The organism is Bacillus sp. BB51/4, assembly GCF_008368845.1.
In the GTDB taxonomy this organism is placed as follows: domain Bacteria; phylum Bacillota; class Bacilli; order Bacillales; family Bacillaceae_G; genus Bacillus_A; species Bacillus_A wiedmannii.
Map to the genome: position 1 here is coordinate 104,863 of NZ_QOSC01000005.1, position 19,959 is coordinate 124,821.

At 35.1% G+C, this 19,959-nt stretch carries 28 protein-coding genes; 19 read left to right on the forward strand and 9 right to left on the reverse strand.

Translation table 11 applies throughout. From position 1 onward, the window contains the following. The first annotated feature begins 686 nt into the window (after nt 1-686). Nucleotides 687-881 (forward strand): hypothetical protein, encoded by a 195-nt coding sequence (locus DN392_RS02815; protein WP_000910278.1) that lies wholly within the window; start codon nt 687-689, stop codon nt 879-881. Nucleotides 882-909: 28 nt separating this feature from the next. Here the strand turns inward: DN392_RS02815 and DN392_RS02820 are convergent, their stop codons facing one another. Beyond that, nucleotides 910-1,227, reverse strand: coding sequence for a hypothetical protein (locus tag DN392_RS02820; RefSeq protein WP_000417209.1), 318 nt, complete (start codon nt 1,225-1,227; stop codon nt 910-912). A 166-nt stretch (nt 1,228-1,393) separates the two neighbouring features. Here DN392_RS02820 and DN392_RS02825 point away from each other — a divergent pair, with 166 nt between their 5' ends. Together DN392_RS02825 and argH are read left to right on the forward strand one after the other, a co-directional pair. Next, nucleotides 1,394-2,599 carry an argininosuccinate synthase gene (locus DN392_RS02825; protein ID WP_064449018.1) on the forward strand — a complete coding sequence of 402 codons (1,206 nt, stop codon included), beginning with the start codon at nt 1,394-1,396 and terminating at the stop codon, nt 2,597-2,599. Then, entirely contained in the window at nt 2,596-3,987 is a 1,392-nt protein-coding gene (gene argH / locus DN392_RS02830; protein WP_000041249.1) for an argininosuccinate lyase, read from the forward strand. Before DN392_RS02825 ends, argH begins: the two co-directional genes overlap by 4 nt. Before the next feature lie 77 nt (nt 3,988-4,064). Here the strand turns inward: argH and DN392_RS02835 are convergent, their stop codons facing one another. Further along, a complete protein-coding gene (locus DN392_RS02835) occupies nt 4,065-4,595 on the reverse strand; it encodes a DinB family protein (protein ID WP_000834355.1) in 531 nt (176 codons plus the stop codon). A 101-nt stretch (nt 4,596-4,696) separates the two neighbouring features. Next, complete coding sequence (locus DN392_RS02840) at nt 4,697-4,876, reverse strand: hypothetical protein (protein ID WP_000502807.1); 180 nt, start codon at nt 4,874-4,876, stop codon at nt 4,697-4,699. A 95-nt stretch (nt 4,877-4,971) separates the two neighbouring features. Here DN392_RS02840 and DN392_RS02845 point away from each other — a divergent pair, with 95 nt between their 5' ends. Together DN392_RS02845 and DN392_RS02850 are read left to right on the forward strand one after the other, a co-directional pair. After that, nucleotides 4,972-5,667 carry a hypothetical protein gene (locus tag DN392_RS02845; protein WP_001252908.1) on the forward strand — a complete coding sequence of 232 codons (696 nt, stop codon included), beginning with the start codon at nt 4,972-4,974 and terminating at the stop codon, nt 5,665-5,667. A gap of 83 nt (nt 5,668-5,750) precedes the next feature. Continuing rightward, the gene (locus DN392_RS02850; RefSeq protein WP_000522932.1) at nt 5,751-6,422 is read left to right on the forward strand and encodes a hypothetical protein; all 672 of its coding nucleotides are present in this window, start codon (nt 5,751-5,753) and stop codon (nt 6,420-6,422) included. Nucleotides 6,423-6,478: 56 nt separating this feature from the next. Here the strand turns inward: DN392_RS02850 and DN392_RS02855 are convergent, their stop codons facing one another. Continuing rightward, entirely contained in the window at nt 6,479-6,937 is a 459-nt protein-coding gene (locus DN392_RS02855; protein WP_001066681.1) for a universal stress protein, read from the reverse strand. A 147-nt stretch (nt 6,938-7,084) separates the two neighbouring features. On the opposite strand from DN392_RS02855, the gene DN392_RS02860 reads away from it, so the two are divergent. Further along, nucleotides 7,085-7,876: an SDR family oxidoreductase gene (locus tag DN392_RS02860; protein ID WP_033657720.1), complete on the forward strand. Its 792-nt coding sequence runs from the start codon at nt 7,085-7,087 to the stop codon at nt 7,874-7,876. A gap of 213 nt (nt 7,877-8,089) precedes the next feature. Then, entirely contained in the window at nt 8,090-9,223 is a 1,134-nt protein-coding gene (gene ald / locus DN392_RS02865; RefSeq protein ID WP_001219405.1) for an alanine dehydrogenase, read from the forward strand. Nucleotides 9,224-9,274: 51 nt separating this feature from the next. Here ald and DN392_RS02870 read toward each other — a convergent pair whose 3' ends face one another. After that, nucleotides 9,275-9,700, reverse strand: a complete 426-nt coding sequence (locus tag DN392_RS02870; RefSeq protein ID WP_061673023.1) for a hypothetical protein — start codon at nt 9,698-9,700, stop codon at nt 9,275-9,277. Continuing rightward, nucleotides 9,697-9,960, reverse strand: a complete 264-nt coding sequence (locus DN392_RS02875) for a helix-turn-helix transcriptional regulator (RefSeq protein WP_033658700.1) — start codon at nt 9,958-9,960, stop codon at nt 9,697-9,699. Before DN392_RS02875 ends, DN392_RS02870 begins: the two co-directional genes overlap by 4 nt. Nucleotides 9,961-10,093: 133 nt before the next feature. Between DN392_RS02875 and DN392_RS02880 the strand changes: the two genes are divergently transcribed. From DN392_RS02880 to DN392_RS02910, 7 genes are all read left to right on the forward strand, one after another. Then, nucleotides 10,094-10,516: a hypothetical protein gene (locus DN392_RS02880; RefSeq protein WP_000534973.1), complete on the forward strand. Its 423-nt coding sequence runs from the start codon at nt 10,094-10,096 to the stop codon at nt 10,514-10,516. Between the two features lie 44 nt (nt 10,517-10,560). Then, nucleotides 10,561-10,893, forward strand: a complete 333-nt coding sequence (locus DN392_RS02885; protein ID WP_000450923.1) for a cupin domain-containing protein — start codon at nt 10,561-10,563, stop codon at nt 10,891-10,893. Next, complete coding sequence (locus tag DN392_RS02890) at nt 10,890-11,678, forward strand: GNAT family N-acetyltransferase (protein ID WP_000736761.1); 789 nt, start codon at nt 10,890-10,892, stop codon at nt 11,676-11,678. Before DN392_RS02885 ends, DN392_RS02890 begins: the two co-directional genes overlap by 4 nt. A 2-nt stretch (nt 11,679-11,680) precedes the next feature. Then, nucleotides 11,681-12,025 (forward strand): DUF6176 family protein, encoded by a 345-nt coding sequence (locus DN392_RS02895; protein WP_001100229.1) that lies wholly within the window; start codon nt 11,681-11,683, stop codon nt 12,023-12,025. Nucleotides 12,026-12,147: 122 nt separating this feature from the next. Then, nucleotides 12,148-12,657 carry an RNA polymerase sigma factor gene (locus DN392_RS02900; RefSeq protein WP_000017719.1) on the forward strand — a complete coding sequence of 170 codons (510 nt, stop codon included), beginning with the start codon at nt 12,148-12,150 and terminating at the stop codon, nt 12,655-12,657. Beyond that, nucleotides 12,638-13,651, forward strand: coding sequence for an anti sigma factor C-terminal domain-containing protein (locus DN392_RS02905; RefSeq protein ID WP_000087170.1), 1,014 nt, complete (start codon nt 12,638-12,640; stop codon nt 13,649-13,651). Before DN392_RS02900 ends, DN392_RS02905 begins: the two co-directional genes overlap by 20 nt. Nucleotides 13,652-13,714: 63 nt before the next feature. Further along, nucleotides 13,715-13,921 (forward strand): hypothetical protein, encoded by a 207-nt coding sequence (locus tag DN392_RS02910; RefSeq protein WP_001248904.1) that lies wholly within the window; start codon nt 13,715-13,717, stop codon nt 13,919-13,921. Nucleotides 13,922-13,934: 13 nt separating this feature from the next. Here DN392_RS02910 and DN392_RS02915 read toward each other — a convergent pair whose 3' ends face one another. Continuing rightward, nucleotides 13,935-14,762 carry a DUF2785 domain-containing protein gene (locus DN392_RS02915; RefSeq protein ID WP_064056528.1) on the reverse strand — a complete coding sequence of 276 codons (828 nt, stop codon included), beginning with the start codon at nt 14,760-14,762 and terminating at the stop codon, nt 13,935-13,937. Nucleotides 14,763-14,855: 93 nt separating this feature from the next. Between DN392_RS02915 and DN392_RS02920 the strand changes: the two genes are divergently transcribed. Then, complete coding sequence (locus tag DN392_RS02920; RefSeq protein ID WP_064056527.1) at nt 14,856-15,230, forward strand: hypothetical protein; 375 nt, start codon at nt 14,856-14,858, stop codon at nt 15,228-15,230. 20 nt (nt 15,231-15,250) lie between these two features. Then, a complete protein-coding gene (locus DN392_RS02925) occupies nt 15,251-15,616 on the forward strand; it encodes a DUF3221 domain-containing protein (protein ID WP_088321497.1) in 366 nt (121 codons plus the stop codon). Nucleotides 15,617-15,645: 29 nt separating this feature from the next. Here DN392_RS02925 and pepQ read toward each other — a convergent pair whose 3' ends face one another. Beyond that, entirely contained in the window at nt 15,646-16,743 is a 1,098-nt protein-coding gene (gene pepQ / locus DN392_RS02930) for a Xaa-Pro dipeptidase (protein ID WP_000994038.1), read from the reverse strand. 149 nt (nt 16,744-16,892) lie between these two features. On the opposite strand from pepQ, the gene DN392_RS02935 reads away from it, so the two are divergent. Beyond that, a complete protein-coding gene (locus DN392_RS02935) occupies nt 16,893-17,576 on the forward strand; it encodes a metal-dependent hydrolase (protein WP_000868947.1) in 684 nt (227 codons plus the stop codon). A gap of 40 nt (nt 17,577-17,616) precedes the next feature. Here DN392_RS02935 and DN392_RS30225 read toward each other — a convergent pair whose 3' ends face one another. Beyond that, nucleotides 17,617-17,778: a hypothetical protein gene (locus tag DN392_RS30225; protein ID WP_000976301.1), complete on the reverse strand. Its 162-nt coding sequence runs from the start codon at nt 17,776-17,778 to the stop codon at nt 17,617-17,619. Nucleotides 17,779-18,022: 244 nt separating this feature from the next. Between DN392_RS30225 and DN392_RS02940 the strand changes: the two genes are divergently transcribed. Continuing rightward, nucleotides 18,023-19,336, forward strand: coding sequence for a CBS domain-containing protein (locus tag DN392_RS02940; protein ID WP_000201589.1), 1,314 nt, complete (start codon nt 18,023-18,025; stop codon nt 19,334-19,336). 200 nt (nt 19,337-19,536) lie between these two features. Then, nucleotides 19,537-19,860 (forward strand): hypothetical protein, encoded by a 324-nt coding sequence (locus DN392_RS02945; protein WP_064449248.1) that lies wholly within the window; start codon nt 19,537-19,539, stop codon nt 19,858-19,860. The last annotated feature ends 99 nt before the right edge of the window (nt 19,861-19,959 follow it).

Here is a 19,959-nt window from a genome sequence, read left to right on the forward strand (position 1 = left end):
AAGTCTTAAAACGACTAAACAAAACGTGAAGTAGGATTCTTCATTTAGCAATCCTGCTCTTCTTTGTTTTGTTTAGCTAGTAACAATTAAGTCCTAAACAAAACGCTATGTGTAAGAAGAGTCTTTTTTTTGCCAAATTATCCTTCGGGCAATCATAATTTCCCCACTCTCGTATTTTTTTCGCTAGACTAAAGTATCTAAGCTGAAAAATACGCTACGTGTATGATTCGTCAATACGATGCCACATGCTCCTTCGAGCGATCATGATATCAAAATCCCTTCCTTCAAGATTTATATTATTATATCATACTTTCAAAAAATGTATGCGGATGGAAACCGACAATAAACGGAGGGAATCTACAAAAATTGTTATGTTTAAATATTTTTGTAGAAAAGCCTAAGTTATTTTGCAGAATTGGACAGTTTTTAACGGTTTGTCCAATAAGTAAGAAAGAGATGGTGTTTATTCAGTTGTATCTTTCTGGTCACCTTTATCTTTAAAAAACGCATCCCAGCTAATCACACTTAAAAAAGTTAAAGCAATAATAACGAAAGCGCGCATAAATTTTAGACCTCCTTTTGTACATAGTATATGAATCGTTCACTTTGGAATGTGTCATTTTTTTACAAGTCTTAACTATTATGAGAGTATATTAATATAGATAGATGAGAGGGAGAGTGAAGATATGCTAAAAGACATGTTCAAAAGAAAAGAATTAATATGTGTTTCATGTCAGAAAAAGATTCAATATGAAGAAGAGCTAGTTGCTTTTGTAAAGTTGCCGAAAGAAAGAAGTATATTAGTTGGTCCGTTTGATGTGTGTTTGGCAAAAACAGCACAAGAAATATATTGTAAATCGTGTTACGACAAAAAAGCATGACCCAAAGTAATTGAGGGGCATGCTTTTTTCATTGGTGTGCTTTCCCCTCAGATACATTTTGAGTGAGTCGATACCAAAGCCAAAGGTCATTAATGATGGAAGCGAGATCGGCAATTTCTGAATTAAGTTTGCAAGAAATTTCGAAGTTTTCTTCGTTATTTAAATGATGCTGTTTTGCATTAATAGAGTGCTCGAGTTCTTTTATACGATCAGGAATCTTTCCGCGAACTTGTTCCCATTTTAATAAAATAGCATGCTGTATTTTTTCGGGGATATTTTCCCAATCTTCTTGTAAATACGGAATTTCAATTCCTAGATGATCGTCGTATAAGAAATACTTTTCCATAGGTTCACCTCCGTTTTCCTGCTTATATTGTACATGAAAACAGAAAGAAGCTCGACGAAATTGTTTGAAAAAATTTGAAAATGACTCTTGATACATTTTGTGAAAGGTGTTAAAGTGTGTATTATTATAAAAGAAAATGAATATTTATTCTTTAGGGGGATGCAAAATGGAGAAGAAAAAAGTGGTATTAGCATATTCCGGAGGTCTTGATACTTCCGTTGCAATTAAATGGTTACAAGAGAAGAATTATGATATTATCGCGCTTTGTTTAGACTTAGGGGAAGGTAAAGACTTAGCATTCGTAAAAGAAAAGGCACTTTCAGTAGGTGCAATTAAATCATATATGATCGATGTTCAAGAAGAATTTGCAAATGAATATGCATTGATGGCTATGCAAGCACACACGTTATACGAAGGGAAATACCCTCTCGTTTCTGCATTATCTCGTCCACTTATCGCTAAGAAATTAGTAGAAATTGCAGAACAAGAAGGGGCGACTGCAGTTGCACACGGATGTACAGGGAAAGGGAATGATCAAGTTCGTTTTGAAGTTTCTATTCAAGCGTTAAATCCTTACTTAGAAGTGATTGCGCCTGTACGTGAATGGAAATGGTCACGTGAAGAAGAAATTGCATATGCAAAAGAAAACGATGTTCCAATTCCTATTAATTTAGATAGCCCATTTTCAATCGATCAAAATTTATGGGGACGCAGCAACGAATGTGGAATTTTAGAGGATCCATGGGCAGCGCCGCCAGAAGATGCATATGAGATGACATTGGTATTAGAAGATACACCGAATAAGCCAGAGTTTGTAGAAATCGGCTTTGAAGCAGGCGTACCGACTACTTTAAATGGCACTGCATATTCACTTTCAGAATTAATTAAAACGTTAAATGCCCTTGCTGGAAAACATGGCGTTGGACGTATCGATCACGTAGAAAATCGTCTTGTTGGTATTAAATCGCGTGAAGTATACGAATGTCCAGCGGCAATGACGTTAATCACAGCACATAAAGAGCTGGAAGATCTAACGCACGTAAAAGAAGTGGCACATTTTAAACCGGTGATTGAGCAGAAAATAACAGAACTTATTTATAACGGTTTATGGTTCTCTCCTTTAAAACAAGCGCTTCATGCTTTCTTACAAGAAACGCAAAAGAATGTAACAGGTACAGTGCGTGTGAAATTATTTAAAGGCCATGCGATTGTAGAAGGACGTAAATCTGAGTACTCTTTATATGACGAAAAATTAGCAACATATACTGCTCAGGACGAATTTAATCATGATGCAGCAGTTGGATTCATTTCATTATTCGGTTTACCGACGAAAGTATACAGCCAAGTGAATCAAAAGAAGGTGGAAGCGTGAGCAAACTTTGGGGCGGACGTTTTACAGAAGAAGCGGAAGCGTGGGTTGAAGAGTTTGGAGCATCCATCTCCTTCGATCAACAATTAGTAAATCAAGATATAAAGGGAAGTATTGCACACGTAACGATGCTAGCAAAGCAAGGTATCGTTACGAAAGAAGAAGCAGAGAAAATAAAGGTAGGGCTTCAGTATTTATTAAAAGAAGCAAAAGAGAGTAAGCTTCAATTCTCAGTAGAAGCAGAAGATATTCATTTAAACATTGAAAAAATGTTAATTGAACAAATCGGTGAAGTAGGAGGGAAACTTCATACAGGACGAAGCCGTAACGATCAAGTAGCGACTGATATGCATTTATATTTGAAAGAAAAAGTAGAACATATTATAAAAGCTACAAAACAATTGCAAACGGTTCTTGTTCATCAAGCAGAAAATAATATTGAAACCATTATGCCTGGTTATACGCATTTGCAGCGTGCGCAGCCAATTTCATTTGCTCATCATATTCTCGCTTACTTTTGGATGTTAGAGCGTGATGTGAATCGTTATGAAGATTCATTAAAGCGCATTAACATTTCACCATTAGGAGCAGGAGCATTAGCTGGGACAACATTCCCGATTGATCGAGAATATAGTGCGGAGCTTCTTGGATTTAATGGAATCTATGAAAATAGTTTAGATGCAGTAAGCGATCGTGATTTCATACTGGAGTTCCTAAGTAACTCATCTATGCTCATGATGCACTTATCACGCTTTTGCGAAGAACTTATTTTATGGAGTAGCCAAGAGTTTCAATTTATTGAAATGAGCGATCAATACGCAACGGGAAGCAGCATTATGCCGCAAAAGAAAAATCCGGATATGGCGGAATTAATTCGTGGTAAAACAGGCAGAGTGTACGGTAATTTATTTAGTTTACTTACAGTAATGAAAGGATTACCGCTCGCTTACAATAAAGACTTACAAGAAGATAAAGAAGGAATGTTTGATACAGTAAAAACAGTAGAAGGATGCCTTCATATTATGGCAGGCATGCTAGAAACGATGACTGTCAACAAAGAAAAGATGGGGCAAGCTGTAACCCAAGATTTCTCAAACGCAACAGAAATTGCCGACTATTTAGCAAGCAAGGGACTGCCATTCCGTCAAGCTCATGAAATTGTCGGGAAACTAGTTCTTCATTGTACGCAAAAAGGAATTTATTTATTAGATGTACCACTTGAAACATACAAAGAAATGAGCTCATTATTTGAAGAAGATTTATATGAAGTTCTTTCATCATATGCAGCTGTAAAGCGTCGTAATAGTGCTGGCGGGACAGGGTTTGAGCAAATTGAAAAAGCTTTGGAGAAGGCGAAAGCGTTAGTTGGAGAGTTTGTAGGAATTAAATGATGTATGAGAGAGAAGGTAAGGTGCTTTTTTAGAAAGCACCTTACTTTTTTTGTGTTTAGATTTTTAGGGGGGATCTATCATTTCATAATCATAAAATGATGTTTCTCATGTATCGCTAATAGTTGGATAGATTGAATCAGGTTAGGATAGTGAGCGATTGGATCTAAAAATACGATATGTCCGGCGATATTTTCTTCTATATTTTGAACAAGTTTTTTTATTTCATCTGTTTCACGGGAAAGTAATTCTTCTAATTCAGTTACATTCATAGAGTGATAGATTTTTTTTGAGGGGATTAAAATCCAAGGTGCTTTCATTCCTTTACCATGCTTTTCTTTATATTCGGCATAAATGTCGTGTATTTCAGTTTCAAATGGGGTATTTTTTCTTAGCTTTGCATAAGGGATAAGAGTGAGAGAGAATTTAATCGCTACTTTGAGCATCCTTGTAATTAAATATAAGTGATAAAAGTGTTCACCAGTAGACCATTTTTTGTCCTCTTTCCTATACCATAGTTGTTCTTGTGATAATGAATGGAGATGAGGAAGGAACTCGTTCCTTTGTACATGTAATGTGTGAAAATGTTTTGAGATATTTTCAGATTTCATAGTAGAGCATCCTCCATACTTGTTTTTTCCTAATTATAACATTTTTCGTGAGGAGGTAAGTAAGCCTAGAGCATTTTGCTCTAGGCTTAAAGTTTCATCGATTAATCATACTTATGTCGATCTTCCGTAATTCGAATATACTCAATATCCATCAAATCTCTAAGTAATGCACCATTACTTAGTTCCACGCCATGCTTATCTTTAAAATGAGTACGAATCGTATCTAGCATTTCAATTTCTTTCCCATTCACATCTAAAATAATGCGTTCGGAATCACCCATGCAGCATCCTCCTTTTTTAAACACATATATTTTGTCCATCTATTTCTAAAAAATGTATGTTAACCTAAAGTTAGAAAATAAGAAAGGAATGGAAAATGAGGCGTATTTATTTTATAGGGTTAATTTTGTACACGCTAATTGTATTACACGTTGCATTCCCAAATATCTTTTCATTTAAGGATGTAGAAACAGTACACGTTGGGATATTTATCTTTATTCTATTTGTAGTAGATTGCTGTATTTCAATATGGCTTTCGAAAAGAAAACATGTACAAGATAAAAAAGAAATCGAACGGAAAAAGAGAAAACGTTCATTTTGGATGATGACGTACTGTTTGTCTTTAGTACTTACTGCTGTTTTCTTTAGTGAGCATATTCCATTAGAAAGATTAAATATTGGATTTGGAGCGTTCGTATTTGCATACTATTTTTTCGTGCACTTTCTTCCGTATATGAAAGAAAAGCGAGGAGAAGAGGAAGATCCGTTTGTAGAAGAAGCGAGAGAACAAGAGCATAAGAGAATAGAAGAAGATATAAAGAAACTCGGAGAACAAAAATGGTATTTAAAATCTAAAGTCATATATGTTCTGTGCTTCATTACGCCGCCAATCGGTTATTTGTATGTGTTCTTGCTTCGTAAAAAAATGACAGAAGATGCAAAGCAAACGTATTTAACGATTGCGACGATTATGATGGCACTGTGGTCTATGAAGTTCTTACCATCTTATGTGTTGGCAATCGTCATTGTTGTGGTGGTTTGTCTTGTATTTATAGTGAAGTATGTGAAATAAGTTGTAGTTATATAGGCTACAACTATATAATTATAATTGTAATAATATTATATAATGATTTATAGAGAAAAAGGGGATGCGGTATGGGTTTAATAAAATCAATAACTGGAGCAGTGGCCAAAGTTACAGCTGAAGTAGTGGGTGGTGCGATAGAAGCGGTAGGAGAAGTTACGAATAGTAATTTCATAAAAGATGTTGGAAAAGGCGTTAATAAAGCTACTGTGAAAACTGGGGAAATTGTTGGAAATCTTGCTGATGGTACATATGATGCTATAGGTGGGCTTATTACAGACGATAAACAGCAAGCGAAGCGAGGGTACGAAGAAATACTTGGAACGGTTCAAGATACGGCAACGACAATTGGAAAAGGTATTGTACATGTTTCAGAAAAGGGAGTTGAAACGGTGCAAGCGATACGAGAGGGAGATACTGATAAAGCGATAGAGGCAGGAAAAGAATTAGCAAAGGTTGCGGCTGTAGGTGTTTTCTCGGTTGGAGTTATAGATATAGTTGATGGTGTAGATGGAATTGCTGAGGGAGTAGGAAGTGATAGCATAGCACAAGCAGTACATCCAGATGCAACTGACGTAGAATATACGACGGAGGAAAATCCAAATGCTCATCATGTAACACCCCATGAAAGAGTTTTACCTGACGGGAGAACAATATGGGTAGATGGTGATGGTGATACGAGTGTAGATACACAAGGTGGCTGGGAACAACATAATCCGGATTACAGAATTCCTAAAGTATAAATGAAAATAGGGTAGATAAGAGAAAGCCTCTTATCTACCCTATTTATTTTTATGAATTAAAGCTCACCTTGCTCCTCATCACCACGAACAACAAGGACATCGCATTTCGCATAGCGAATAATATGTTCAGAGACGCTACCAATTAGGAAACGCTCAACAGCATTTAAACCAGTTGCACCACACATAATTAAATCTACTTTATGGTTTGGAGCGATTTCTTTTGAAATTTTAGATTTAGGATTACCAAATTCTAATACAGTTTCAATTTTTTCAAGGCCAGCTTCAAGCGCAGTTTTTTTGTAGTCTTCTAATAAGTCTTCTGCAAATAGATTTGCACGTTCAGCAATTGCGCGGCTATAAGCTTCTACTGCTGAGTATGCTTTTACATCAACGATATGAGCAATTGTTAATGTTGCATTGTTGCGTTTTGCGACTTGAATTGCTTTTTTAAAAGCTCTTTCTGCTTCTTTAGAACCATCCACCGCGATTAAAATATTTGTATATGTATTATTCATAGTAAATTCCTCCCAATCATTTTTATTACCGTTTACAACTTTATTATAAAACAAATTTTGGTAATGTGCTTGTCGGAAACGTTACAGAATTTTGAAAACTTTGCTTTAATTCATTTTAGTTGTAATTGGGGCGAGAACTTGTTACATATGAAGTATAGCAATTTAAAAGGAGGCATGTTTGTGAGACACGCGCTCATTACAGCCGGTACGAAAGGTTTAGGAAAGCAAGTAACAGAAAAGTTATTGGCTAAAGGGTATTCAGTAACAGTAACATATCATAGCGATATAACTGCTATGGAAACGATGAAAGAAACATATAAAAATATGGAAGAGCGTCTACAATTCGTGCAAGCGGATGTCACGAAAAAGGAAGATTTACATAAAATAGTAGAAGAAGCGATAAGCCGTTTTGGCAAAATTGATTTTTTAATTAATAATGCTGGTCCATATGTGTTTGAACGAAAAAAGTTAGTCGATTATGAAGAAGACGAATGGAATGAAATGATTCAGGGTAATTTAACAGCGGTGTTTCATTTGTTGAAACTTGTCGTTCCGATTATGAGAAAACAGAACTTTGGCCGTATTATTAATTACGGATTCCAAGGGGCAGATAGCGCACCAGGATGGATTTATCGTTCAGCTTTTGCAGCAGCGAAAGTAGGACTTGTTTCATTAACTAAAACAGTTGCTTATGAAGAAGCAGAATATGGTATTACTGCGAACATGGTATGTCCTGGTGATATTATTGGTGAAATGAAAGAAGCGACAATTCAAGAAGCACGTCAGTTGAAAGAACGTAACACACCAATTGGTAGATCTGGAACAGGTGAAGATATCGCAAGAACGATTTCGTTTTTATGTGAGGAAGATTCCGATATGATTACCGGTACAATTATTGAAGTAACTGGTGCAGTAGATGTTATTCATAGACATCGATAGAGCGAAATAAATTGAAGTTTCGTATAATTGGACAGTTTATCCTGTATGCTGAGAGGTGTGGATAATACTGTCCTTTCATGTAAGATTAAATCCATCGGAAAACTTGTATTATTTTTTGTCAAATATTGAGATATTATGTTAAAATATAAGAGCGTAGAAAGCGCTTTAAAAAATGATTCAGGGGTCATTTCATAACTCAAGGGGGAACTAATAATGCGTATCGGTATTCCAACAGAAATTAAAAACAATGAAAACCGCGTGGCAATGACGCCAGCGGGAGCAGTACACTTAGTACAAAATGGTCATGAAGTTTTTGTTCAAAAAGGAGCAGGTTTAGGATCTGGCTTTACAGATGAAGAATACGTACAAGCTGGTGCAAAACTTGTTGAAACTGCTGAAGAAGCATGGAATCAAGATATGGTTATGAAGGTAAAAGAGCCAGTTGCAAGTGAGTACGGTTATTTCCGCGAAGGTTTAATTTTATTCACATACTTACACTTAGCTCCAGAACCAGAATTAACGAAAGCATTAATTGATAACAAAGTTGTATCAATTGCATACGAAACAGTACAGTTAGACAATCGTTCTTTACCATTACTTGCACCTATGAGTGAAGTAGCTGGTCGTATGTCTGCACAAATCGGTGCACAATTCCTTGAGAAAAACAAAGGCGGTAAAGGTATTTTACTTGCAGGCGTTCCAGGGGTAAAACGCGGCAAAGTAACAATTATCGGCGGTGGTCAAGCTGGTACAAACGCAGCGAAGATTGCAGTAGGTTTAGGTGCAGATGTAACAATCATCGATTTAAGTGCAGAACGTCTTCGTCAACTAGATGACATTTTCGGAAACCAAGTAAAAACTTTAATGTCTAATCCATACAACATTGCAGAAGCTGTAAAAGAGTCTGATCTTGTAATCGGTGCAGTATTAATCCCAGGTGCAAAAGCGCCAAAACTTGTAACAGAAGAAATGATTCAATCAATGGAACCAGGTTCTGTCGTTGTAGATATCGCGATTGACCAAGGTGGTATTTTCGAAACAACTGACCGTATTACAACTCACGACAACCCAACTTACGAAAAACATGGCGTTGTTCATTATGCAGTTGCTAATATGCCAGGAGCAGTTCCACGTACATCAACTCTTGCATTAACAAACGTAACAGTACCATATGCAGTACAAATTGCGAACAAAGGCTACAAAGATGCTTGCTTAGGCAACACTGCATTATTAAAAGGTATTAACACATTAGATGGCTATGTAACATTCGAAGCAGTTGCAGAAGCACACGGTTTACAATATGCTGATGCGAAAGAGCTTCTTGAAAAAGCTCCTGCTTTATCATAATAAAGATATATGTAAGACCCTCCTTTTGTAAGGAGGGTCTTTTTATTTTGATTAATTGTCTAGTTTCTTTACAATTTTCAATCCGAACATCATTGTAAAGAAAAGAATGCCGAACAAGTAATATAAGGCATACTCAACTCGTATCATCGAGTTTTTGTCAGTGAGATATAAAATAAATAGTATCGTAGAGCCGACTAAATGAGAGAGACCGAAAATTTGTGCCATAAGTTTTAAACTCATTTTCTCGATTCTTTCATCCATCTCAGGTAATGGATATTTCTCGGAAACGCTCTTTTTTTTCTTAAAGAATATTCGTTTCACTACGAATAGTATTAAGGATAAGAGTATGTATACGCCAGCGAATAGAAGGACAGAACTAATCTTTTCTTCGTCAGTACTATTGAAATAAAGAAAAGATGATCCTAACACTAAAAAAGTAAGATGTGAAATGAACTTTTGAGTAAAAGCATTTTTCATTCTTTTTCCTCCCCAGTTTTATCTAATTGAAATAAATCTTCTACTTTACAGTTGAAAAACTCACATAATTTCAATGCTAATTCTAAACTTGGGTTGTATTTATTCTTCTCGATAGCGATGAGGGATTGTCTGGTGATTTGAACAGAGGAAGCTAATTGCTCTTGAGTGATGTCTCTAACGACGCGGAATTGTTTCACCTTATTTTTAATCAAATATACAAGGTCTCCTTTTTGTAAATTTGTTACACTCATTATATCCATTTTTAGGAAATAAGTAAATAAAACTTTACAAAAAGTAAATAAAACTTTACGTGAAATATAGCTTGTTATGATGTTGTTTTTTGTGATAATTTGGAATTGAATGAAAAAAACGAAAGTCGATAGAGGGGATTCAATGGGGAGTAAAAATAGGAAGAAAAAGCAAGCTAAAAGACAAAAGTATATAAAGAAAAAACAGGAACAGAACATACCTCTTTCAAAAAAAGTAGTTATTATGATAGAAAAAACATTTCGGTATATTTGTATGTTCTTGTATGTGATTTTTTGCGTGTTTTTATGTGGGATGGTTAACAATTTGGGGATAACCCCTAATGTTATTGAAGGTATTTTTGGCGTTATACTTGTTATGGTAGAAGGATTCTTATTCTTTATATTATTTGATAAAGTGTGGCCTAGTCATGAAAGTAAAAAAGATAGAAAAAGAAGAAAAAAATCTTCATACGCTTCAAGCTCATCAAGTGGATTCGGTGACTACAGTAGCAATGATTGTAGCAGCTCAAGTGATAGTGGAGGAGATTGCGGAGGTGGTGGAGACTAAATTAGTTTTTCAGAAGAACGACTAATGAAAGGGTGGGACGAAAGATGGAAACTGTGAATTTAATAGAATTATCGAAGGACATTCAAGATCAACATAAAAATTTTGTCGTTTCAAATGTAAATAGTCATTGCTTACGAATCGCTGTATTTACTGGTGAATATGATTGGCACTATCATTCTAATTCGGATGAATTATTTATTGTGCTAGAGGGAGAACTACTGATCGATTTTGAAGATGGAGAAACGGCGGTTTTAAAGCCAAATGATTCTATCTTAATTCCAGCATGCACGATTCATAGAACGAGAGCATTCAAGAGAACGGTAAATCTTTGTTTTGAAAATATAGAGGCTGATACGATTAAAGTGGAGCAATTATGAAAAAATTATCTGTAGCCGAGTATAGAAAAATCCTTCCGACTTTAGAAGGTCATACAAGGACAACAACCTTTGCTCATGCGGTATGTGATCAAATGATAGATGGTGAAGTTTTTGCAAACGAGAAGTTAACAGCAGGACTAATTCGTACAGCTAACGGTATCTATTATTTATTTGGTGATACGGATGATCAAAATTATAACGAATATTTATTTGCGCATTTAAAAATGGCTATTGAAAAAACAGAGAAGAGATTTACGTTGTTCACTTCGAGTGACGAGTGGGAAATGATGTTAGAAGAGCGTTTTAGTAATACACTTCGGAACATCCCGCGAATGAAATTTCAACGAGAAATTTTTGAAGAGAGAAAACGAGATTCAAACAAAAATACATATGAAGTGAAGCGTATTAATAAAAGTGATATAGAACGAAGCAATGAATTTACAGAGGAGTATTATAAAGAATATTGGGGATCAAAAGAGCTATTTTTGAACGGTGGTTTCGGATTTTGTATAGAACAAGATGGGATAATTGTAGCTGAATGTGTTTCGATATTTAATGGGAATGGATTTGCTGAAATTGATATTGCGACGCATAAAGCATATCAAGGGAAAGGATTAGCCCAAGCTGTTGCAACACGGTTCATTGAACATTGCATGCAAAATGATATTACACCGTGCTGGGATTGTTATGTAGACAATATTCCTTCGCGGAAATTAGCTAGTAAATTACGTTTTTATAATCCAATAGAATATAGATTGTTTGTACGTAAGAAAACGGGGGAATAAAAATGAATGTGGAGTTAACGAGATTTAAAGTGAAACAAGGTAAAAGTCATCGTGTAGATGAATGGATGCAGCTTCTTAATGACAATATGAAAGAAGTGCTTTTGACACTAAACGACGAGAAGATGTACGTTGAGACAATTTTCCGGGAAATAAGAGATGGAGAAGAGTACTTATATTGGTATTCTGTGCAAGGAGAAGGCGGGGCTCTTGTCGAAAATTCTCATCATGAAATTGATAAAAAGCATGTAGCGTTTTGGTATGAATGTATTGATGAAGAAGCACCGTCTGTTGATATGAAAACAGAAGTCGTTATGATTCAAGATGTTGTGAAGGAAGCGATGAAATAATAGAATAGTATGTTGGAGAGAAGCACATCAAAATAGGTGTGCTTTTTATTTTGAAAAAAATTATAGAAAAGCTGTATACATTTTACGCTCTCAAACGTTGAGTATATAGAAGGGAGAGCAGAATGAGTCATGATACGTTTGAATCGTTATTAATAGAGAAGTCAAAAGCTGTGTTTGGATACTTAATTAAGATTGGAGCAGATAGAAAAGAAGCGGAAGATATTGTGCAAGATACGCTGTATAAAGCTTTATTGCTTATGGAGGAAATACCGTTAGAGCATTTAACACCGTGGCTCTTTAGGGTTGCAATCAATCAACACCGAGATTTATATCGGAAAGAAAAAAGGCTAAATCCCATTGCGATTGAATCTGTCGTTCTTATTGGCCAAAAGTCATTAGATGAAGTGCTTTTAACAAGTGAACTACAAGGCGAGGTACAAGAAATATTGGAGACGATGACGGAGGATTATCGTCATATTTTACTGTTGAAATATGAATATGAACTATCTTATAAGGAAATTGCCATTTTATTAAGTATGAAAGAAGATACAGTAAAAACAAGTTTGTACCGTGCAAGAAATCAATTTAAAAAATTGTATAGGAGGAGAAACGATGAGTCGGAAAGACTTTGATTTGAATATGGATGATAAGCAGATGAAAGTTTTGATGAAGAGAGCGAAGCGGAAGCAACTTTGGAGAAATTGGCTTATTTCTATTTGTGCGTCCATTATTGTTATAGTAAGTTTGTTTTTGGGAGCAGCGTATTTTTCTCAGCAAACGTTTAGAAAAATGGAAAGAGAAATGAATGCACTACATAGGGTTCAAGGCCCTAATATTCGTTTCAGTGGAAGTATGTATTTAAGTCTCGGTGTTACAGGGAGTACGGTAATATATAACTCGTATAAAAATATAGCTGGCCAACCAGTAAAATGGGTAAATGATATATATGAATCTGGCATATGGGATTATAGTATGAAGCACTACAATGGTGAGCTTGTTAGTTTAGATGAGGAAAAAAGGGGTGAAGAGGCTGTTGCGATACCAGACTATAATGTACAAACAATGCAAAGAGAAATGAGGTTTTATTTACCTTTCGTTACTTATAAAAATTATGTGGATGACCTGAAAAATATTGGGGATTTGCAAAATAAAGTTGCAGAAGTAGCCTTATCTTTTGATAAATCGTATACAGTTGAACAAATTACTGAGATGCTTCCCAAAAGTGTACAGCCAGTTTGGTTTTGGGTAGATACATATAATGAAAAGAAAAGTGATTCTTATGTAGGGCTAAAAGATCCTAAAAATGGCGCAATATTAAATGCAGAAATGGCTAAAAATGTTTTTGGGTTTGAAGGGAGTTATGCAAAAGTAAAAGAAGATGTGAAAAATGATGTAACAATAAACTCAAAAGAGTTTCTATACCAAATGAAGTATTTAGCAAAAAATAGTGAAGGTATACCAAGTGATTATTTTGAACAATATTATAAAGAAATAAAAAACACGAAACCAAAAGACCTACCAATATACGGTGTAGTTGTAACAGGTAAAACAGAGGATTTACAAAGTTTACAAGGAGCACCGTATATTAAGGCTGCTGTTAGAGGTGTAACAGTTGAGAAATATTGATCACAAGAGATTAATGTGAATAATCAGAAAATTTATGTTATAATATGGGAAAAGGAGGTTAATATGAGGCAAATACATGGAGCAATTTATATTTACATAACAATGTTTTTCGTGGCGATATCCTATGGATTAGGGCACGTGTATTCGCATCCTATACTAACTTTTTTAAGCGGAGCATGTATGGCGTTTGCGATTCTTGTCCACCTTTTCTCAGTTTGGATCGTGAAATTTCAATTAAATATTAGTGAAATAGAAGAAGGCACTTTTTGAGTGGCCTTCTTTTTTAATAATATTTTGGAAGCTCTCGTAGCAATTTTTCAATTTCGCATTCGGTTTCTTCACATATAGAAAGTGTACGTAGTCTGAAAAATAAGCTGCGTAGGAAAGATTTTATATTTCCGTATAGAAACTCGTATGATTCAATATGTAGTGTTTGTTTTTGGACTGGTAATTGAGCTACTAAGTCATGAAGGGCTAATATGAGTACGTCTTCCTTTAGACTATTTTGTAGCATTGAGACAATCGGATAAACGAGTCGCTCGTCTTCTTCATATTTGTAGTAAATAGAATGGACACAAACTTTGTTTAATAAAGTTTGTAATATTTCTTCGTAATGTAAAGTTTCCAGTTTAGGACTACGAACAAGCGCTTCAAATGTATCAGAAGCATGAGCGATACTATGTGCCCAGCCGTGGTCTTGAACATATCCACGGAAATCATGTTCATTGTTCATATATAGAATCAATTGATCTTTTACAGTTAAAATATCATTCTGTGATAAGAAATTATATTTTGTATCAGCATCAATAATGAGCGCAAGTAATAATGTCGTAAATGCGCGGGTAAATACAGCATCTTCGTCATCCGAATGAATTTTATACAATAAATATTTTTCACTCATGCTTTCTAATAATAGTTTCTGTAATTGTGTGTGTGAAATGTAGTCCTTTTTGATGAGATGATAAAAAGTAGAGTAGATGAGCTTGTCTCTTAAATAGCTATCGGTAACACCGATATGCTCAAGCATATTGGAACTTAAAGAATCAATGTTAAGTGTTTTATTCGGTATGTAATTATTATTACGAATTTCTTCTAACTGTTGTTGTAACATATAAACCTCCTATTTTAGAAAATTCTGTATTTTTATAATATAATAAGAGGAAGAAATAGACAATAAATAAGTGCTTTTGAATGGAGGGGCATTATGAAGAGAGCATTATTCTTTTTTATTAGTATTTTCTTTTTAGGAAGTTGTTCGATTTCGTATGTTACTTTTTCTAGTGAGAGCAAAAGTTGGACGGGGCAATATAAAGGATATATTAAGGATGACAGTGAAGATGGAATGTTTACGTTTCAGTATAAGGGCGGAGATGGAAATACAGAATTTAAAAATTTAGAGATTGCTATTAATGAAACCTTTAGTGAAATGACGCAAACTTCAGAAGTTCATAAAGGAGCAAGGATTGAAATGAAGTCTTCTTGTGTAAGTTGTGCACCTCTATCTAAAGATGAACCGATAGAGGTTGTGATTAAATGGGATGATAAGTATGAGGAGAAGATGGTGTTAAATTTGAAATAGCTTAGAGTAAGGAGTTAAAAATGAATAGGCGTATGAAAAACTTTATGTTTTTAAGTGTATTTCTAATCATATTATCAGCGTGTACTACAAAACAAGTAGAGCAAGTAGCAGTAAAAAAAGTACCTGAAGAGGGGTATGTCATAGTAAGAAATGACACGGTGTTTTTTGTAGATGATAAAACGTTTAATACAAAAGTAGAATTGCAACATTATATGGAACAACAAATAAATAAAGAGCATCCATCACATATAGTTTTGAGCTTTAAAGATAAAGGCACATATAAACAGTTAAAAACAGGGGATAGAATAAAAGTATGGTTTTCTCAAATACTTGAAAGCTATCCAACAAAAATGATTGTAGAGAAATTTGAAATAGTGGAGAAATAGAAAAAGGCAGCAATCACGCTGCCTTTTTATTATTTTACAAATTGTAATTCTTTCGGGAATTTCGTTAAAATTTCTGATCCGTCTTTTGTGATATAAATATCATCTTCAATACGAACGCCACCTACGTTTGGTACGTAAATACCGGGCTCGATTGTGAAGACCATACCTTCTTTTAATGGAGACTCGTTACCAGCTTTTACATCTGGATATTCGTGTACGCTAATTCCAAGTCCGTGACCAAGTCGGTGTGGGAAGAAGTCGCCGTAACCTGCATCTGTGATAACAGAACGAGCAGCATTGTCGATTGCACCAAGTGTAACACCTGGTTTACATGCTTCAACTGCTTGTAGTTGTCCAGCAAGTACAGTGTTATAAATGCGAGTTTGTTCTTCAGAAATTTCACCGAATGCTACTGTACGTGTAATGTCAGAGCAATAACCTTCAATGATTACGCCTAAATCAAATAGTACGAAATCGCCGCGTTTCATTTTATTTGCACCTGGAATACCGTGTGGAAGAGCAGAGTTTGCACCTGCTAATACCATCGTATCAAATGACATTTTATGTATGCCTTTTGTTTTTAATTCGTGTTCAATAATTGCTAATACTTCTAGCTCGCTACGATTTTCTTTAATTGCATTTACACCCACTTCAACAGCGTAATCTGCCATTTTAGCTGCTTCGCGTAAAATAGAAAGTTCTTTTTCATCTTTAATTAAGCGAAGTTCACGAACTTTTTCCTCAGCTGATTTGAAAGCTGCATTTGGGAATAACTTTGTTAATTCTTCGTAGCGCTCTACGTTTAAATGTTCTTTTTCAATTGCAACTGCATTTGCATTGATGCCGCGGTCTTTAATTGCTTTTGCAATCATATCCCATGGTCTGTCAGTATCAGTAAATCCGATAATTTCATGTGCCCAGCCAGCGTTACGCGCTTGACCTTCTTCCATTTTAGGGCAAATTAAAATAGGTTCTTTTTCTTGGAATACAAACATACCAAGAAGTCTTTCGTGTGGTTCGCAGTGGAAGTTTGTCATGTAGAAAACGTTTGGTGTAGAAGTTAAGAACGCAGCTTCTACGTTTTTTTCTTTTAGCCATTGCATTAAATTTTCTAATCTAGCATTCATCGATTGGCACCCCCGAGATATTTAATTACAAATATAACTTTACATCGGAAGAAAGCGTTATGACAAGTAAATAGATGTTAGAAAAGACAGGGAATTGAAAAATCATGTAGAATAAAAAATGAGAATGTGAATAGGGGAGGAATGTAGTAATGAAAGTATCTTATCACGGGCATTCAGTTGTAAAGATTGAAACGAATGGAAAAGTGATTTTAATTGACCCATTTTTAACTGGAAATCCGACAGCGGATTTAAAGGCTGAAGATGTCAAAGTAGATGCAATTCTTTTATCGCATGGACATGGTGATCATGTTGGAGATACAGTAGAGCTTGCGAAGAAAAATAATGCAGTTGTTGTGGCACCATTTGAACTAGCGACATTTTTAAGTTGGCAAGGTGTAAATACACATCCGATGCATATTGGTGGTTCGCATGAATTTGACTTCGGAAAAGTGAAGTTTACACAAGCATTCCACGGTTCTAGTTATATTAATGAAGAAAATAAGACGATTACATATACAGGTATGCCAGCAGGTATTTTATTTACAGCAGAAGAAAAAACTGTGTATCATGCAGGGGATACTGCTCTATTCTCTGATATGAAATTAATTGGGGAGCTAAATAACATTGATGTAGCATTTTTACCAATTGGTGATAATTTCACAATGGGACCAGAAGATGCTGTTTTAGCAGCAAAATGGGTTCAGGCGAAAACTGTTGTACCGATGCATTACAATACGTTCCCGGTTATTGAACAAGATCCATATCAATTTGTAGAAAAGCTACAAAATTGTACAGGAAAAGTATTAGAAGCTGGAGAAAGTATTACACTATAGAAAAGAAACCCTTCATTTGAAAAGACAAGTGAAGGGTTTTTTACGTGTGTAGGACAGCTTTTAAAGGTTGTACTTGTTTTGACGATTCTTTTCTTTTTGGAAGTGGCTGTTCAGGTGTTTCATTCAATTCCATTGCAACTTTTTTTCCGTCTACGAAAGCTAAAAATACAGCACCTACAACCTCTAATAATTTTTTCATCATGTATCCGCTCCTTTGTTTCATTTCTTGTCTTCATTGTATATGGAAGCGGCTGGACAAACTATCGAACGAGATGACAATACCATTACATTGTTGTAATAGAAGAAGTAGTGTCATGTAAGGCGTATTTTGTTATAAAAAAAATAGTACAGATATATAAAGAGAGAGTGTAACAGTTTTGAAAATATAGTATACTGAAAATACAACACATGAAGAATTTAGGGAAAAGAAAGTATGGTGAAACCATTTGGCTACCAAGCATAACCAAATTTTAGAACATATTAATAGCCTGCCAGTAGGGCATAAAATTTCTGTAAGGCAAATTGCAAAAGATTTGAGTGTAAGTGAAGGGACAGCTTACCGTGCAATTAAAGATGCAGAAAATAAAGGGTATGTTAGTACGATTGAACGTGTCGGAACCATTCGAATTGAACAAAAGAAGAAAGAAAATATTGAAAAGTTGACATATGCAGAAGTTGTTAACATTGTTGATGGCCAAGTACTTGGAGGCAGAGAAGGACTACATAAAACGTTAAATAAATTCGTAATCGGGGCAATGAAATTAGAAGCTATGATGCGCTATACAGAAGCTGGAAACTTACTTATTGTCGGTAACCGTACGAACGCGCATCAATTAGCGTTAGAAACTGGAGCCGCTGTATTAATTACGGGCGGATTTGATACGGAAGATCATGTGAAGAAATTAGCAGATGAATTAAAACTGCCGATTATTTCAAGTAGTTACGATACATTTACAGTTGCAACGTTAATTAACCGTGCGATTTACGATCAGCTGATTAAGAAAGAAATTGTACTCGTTGAAGATATTTTAACGCCAATTGAAGAAACGTTATATTTAAAACCAAATGATACAGTGCAGCAATGGCATGCGTATAACGAAGAGACGATGCACGGAAGATATCCGATTGTTGATGAAAATAAAAAGGTATTAGGTATTGTGACTTCTAAGGATATGATTGGTGTTGTAAAAGAAACACCAATTGATAAAGTAATGACAAAGCATCCAATTACGGTAAATGGAAAAATGTCTGTCGCAGCTGCGGCACGTATGATGGTGTGGGAAGGTATTGAGTTACTTCCTGTTGTTGATGAAGGAAATAAGTTGCAAGGTATTATTAGTCGTCAAGATGTACTTCAGGCGTTGCAAATGATTCAGCGCCAACCACAAGTCGGCGAAACAATCGATGATATTGTAACGAATCAATTTATGACGCCGAAAGAAGCGAAAAATGAACATTTATATCAATTTTCAGTGACGCCGCAAATGACGAATTCAATCGGAACGTTATCTTACGGTGTATTCGCAACAATTGTGACGGAAGCAACGAATCGCGTTATTCGTGCGCAAAAGAAGAGTGATTTAATTGTTGAGAACTTAACAATTTATTTCGTAAAACCAGTTCAAATTGACAATGTTGTATCGGTTCATCCGAAAGTATTAGAAATTGGACGTAAATTTGGTAAGGTTGATGTAGAAGTGCATCATGAAGGTAATGTCGTCGGGAAAGCATTACTTATGGTGCAGTTGATCGATAAATAAAAAGATGGAGCAGACCGCTTTGGTTTGTTCCATTTTTTTTTTAGAACGCTACATGAGGGAGTTTTAAAATGTAGTTAGCAACTGAATCTAGCATGCTTTGAATTGCGAAAGAGAAAAATAAATCACGTTCTGTTTCATATTTATAAATAGGAAAATGTAATCATTTGAAGATGCTTGAACAATAATTGTGGAGGTGTCGAATGGGAGTAATAGTTCTCTTTTTAGGTGTAGTATTTGCAATAACTTTTTATGTGTTAACACATAGAAGAATGGATTCAAATAAAAAGAAATTGTATGTAGTAAGTTTGATTTTCGCTATTATTTGTTCCTTTGCCCCTACAACTGGAGAAAATAATAGCGATTTTCTTTACTTTGGTATACCAGCAGAAAATTTCATTTATTATGGTGGATGGGAAATTTCGTTTAATCCATTAGGCTTTTTCTTTAACTTTATATTGTTTTATTGGATTTTGAAGCTATTACTTAAGTTCAGTGGGCGTTTTAGTAGAGAAGTGAAAAAATAGAAGGATATGTATCAATGTGGATAGAAAATTGGTTGTTAGTCGATTACGCTACTAATCATTAAAAGATAAGAATAGTGTAATTGGATAGGGGAAACGATG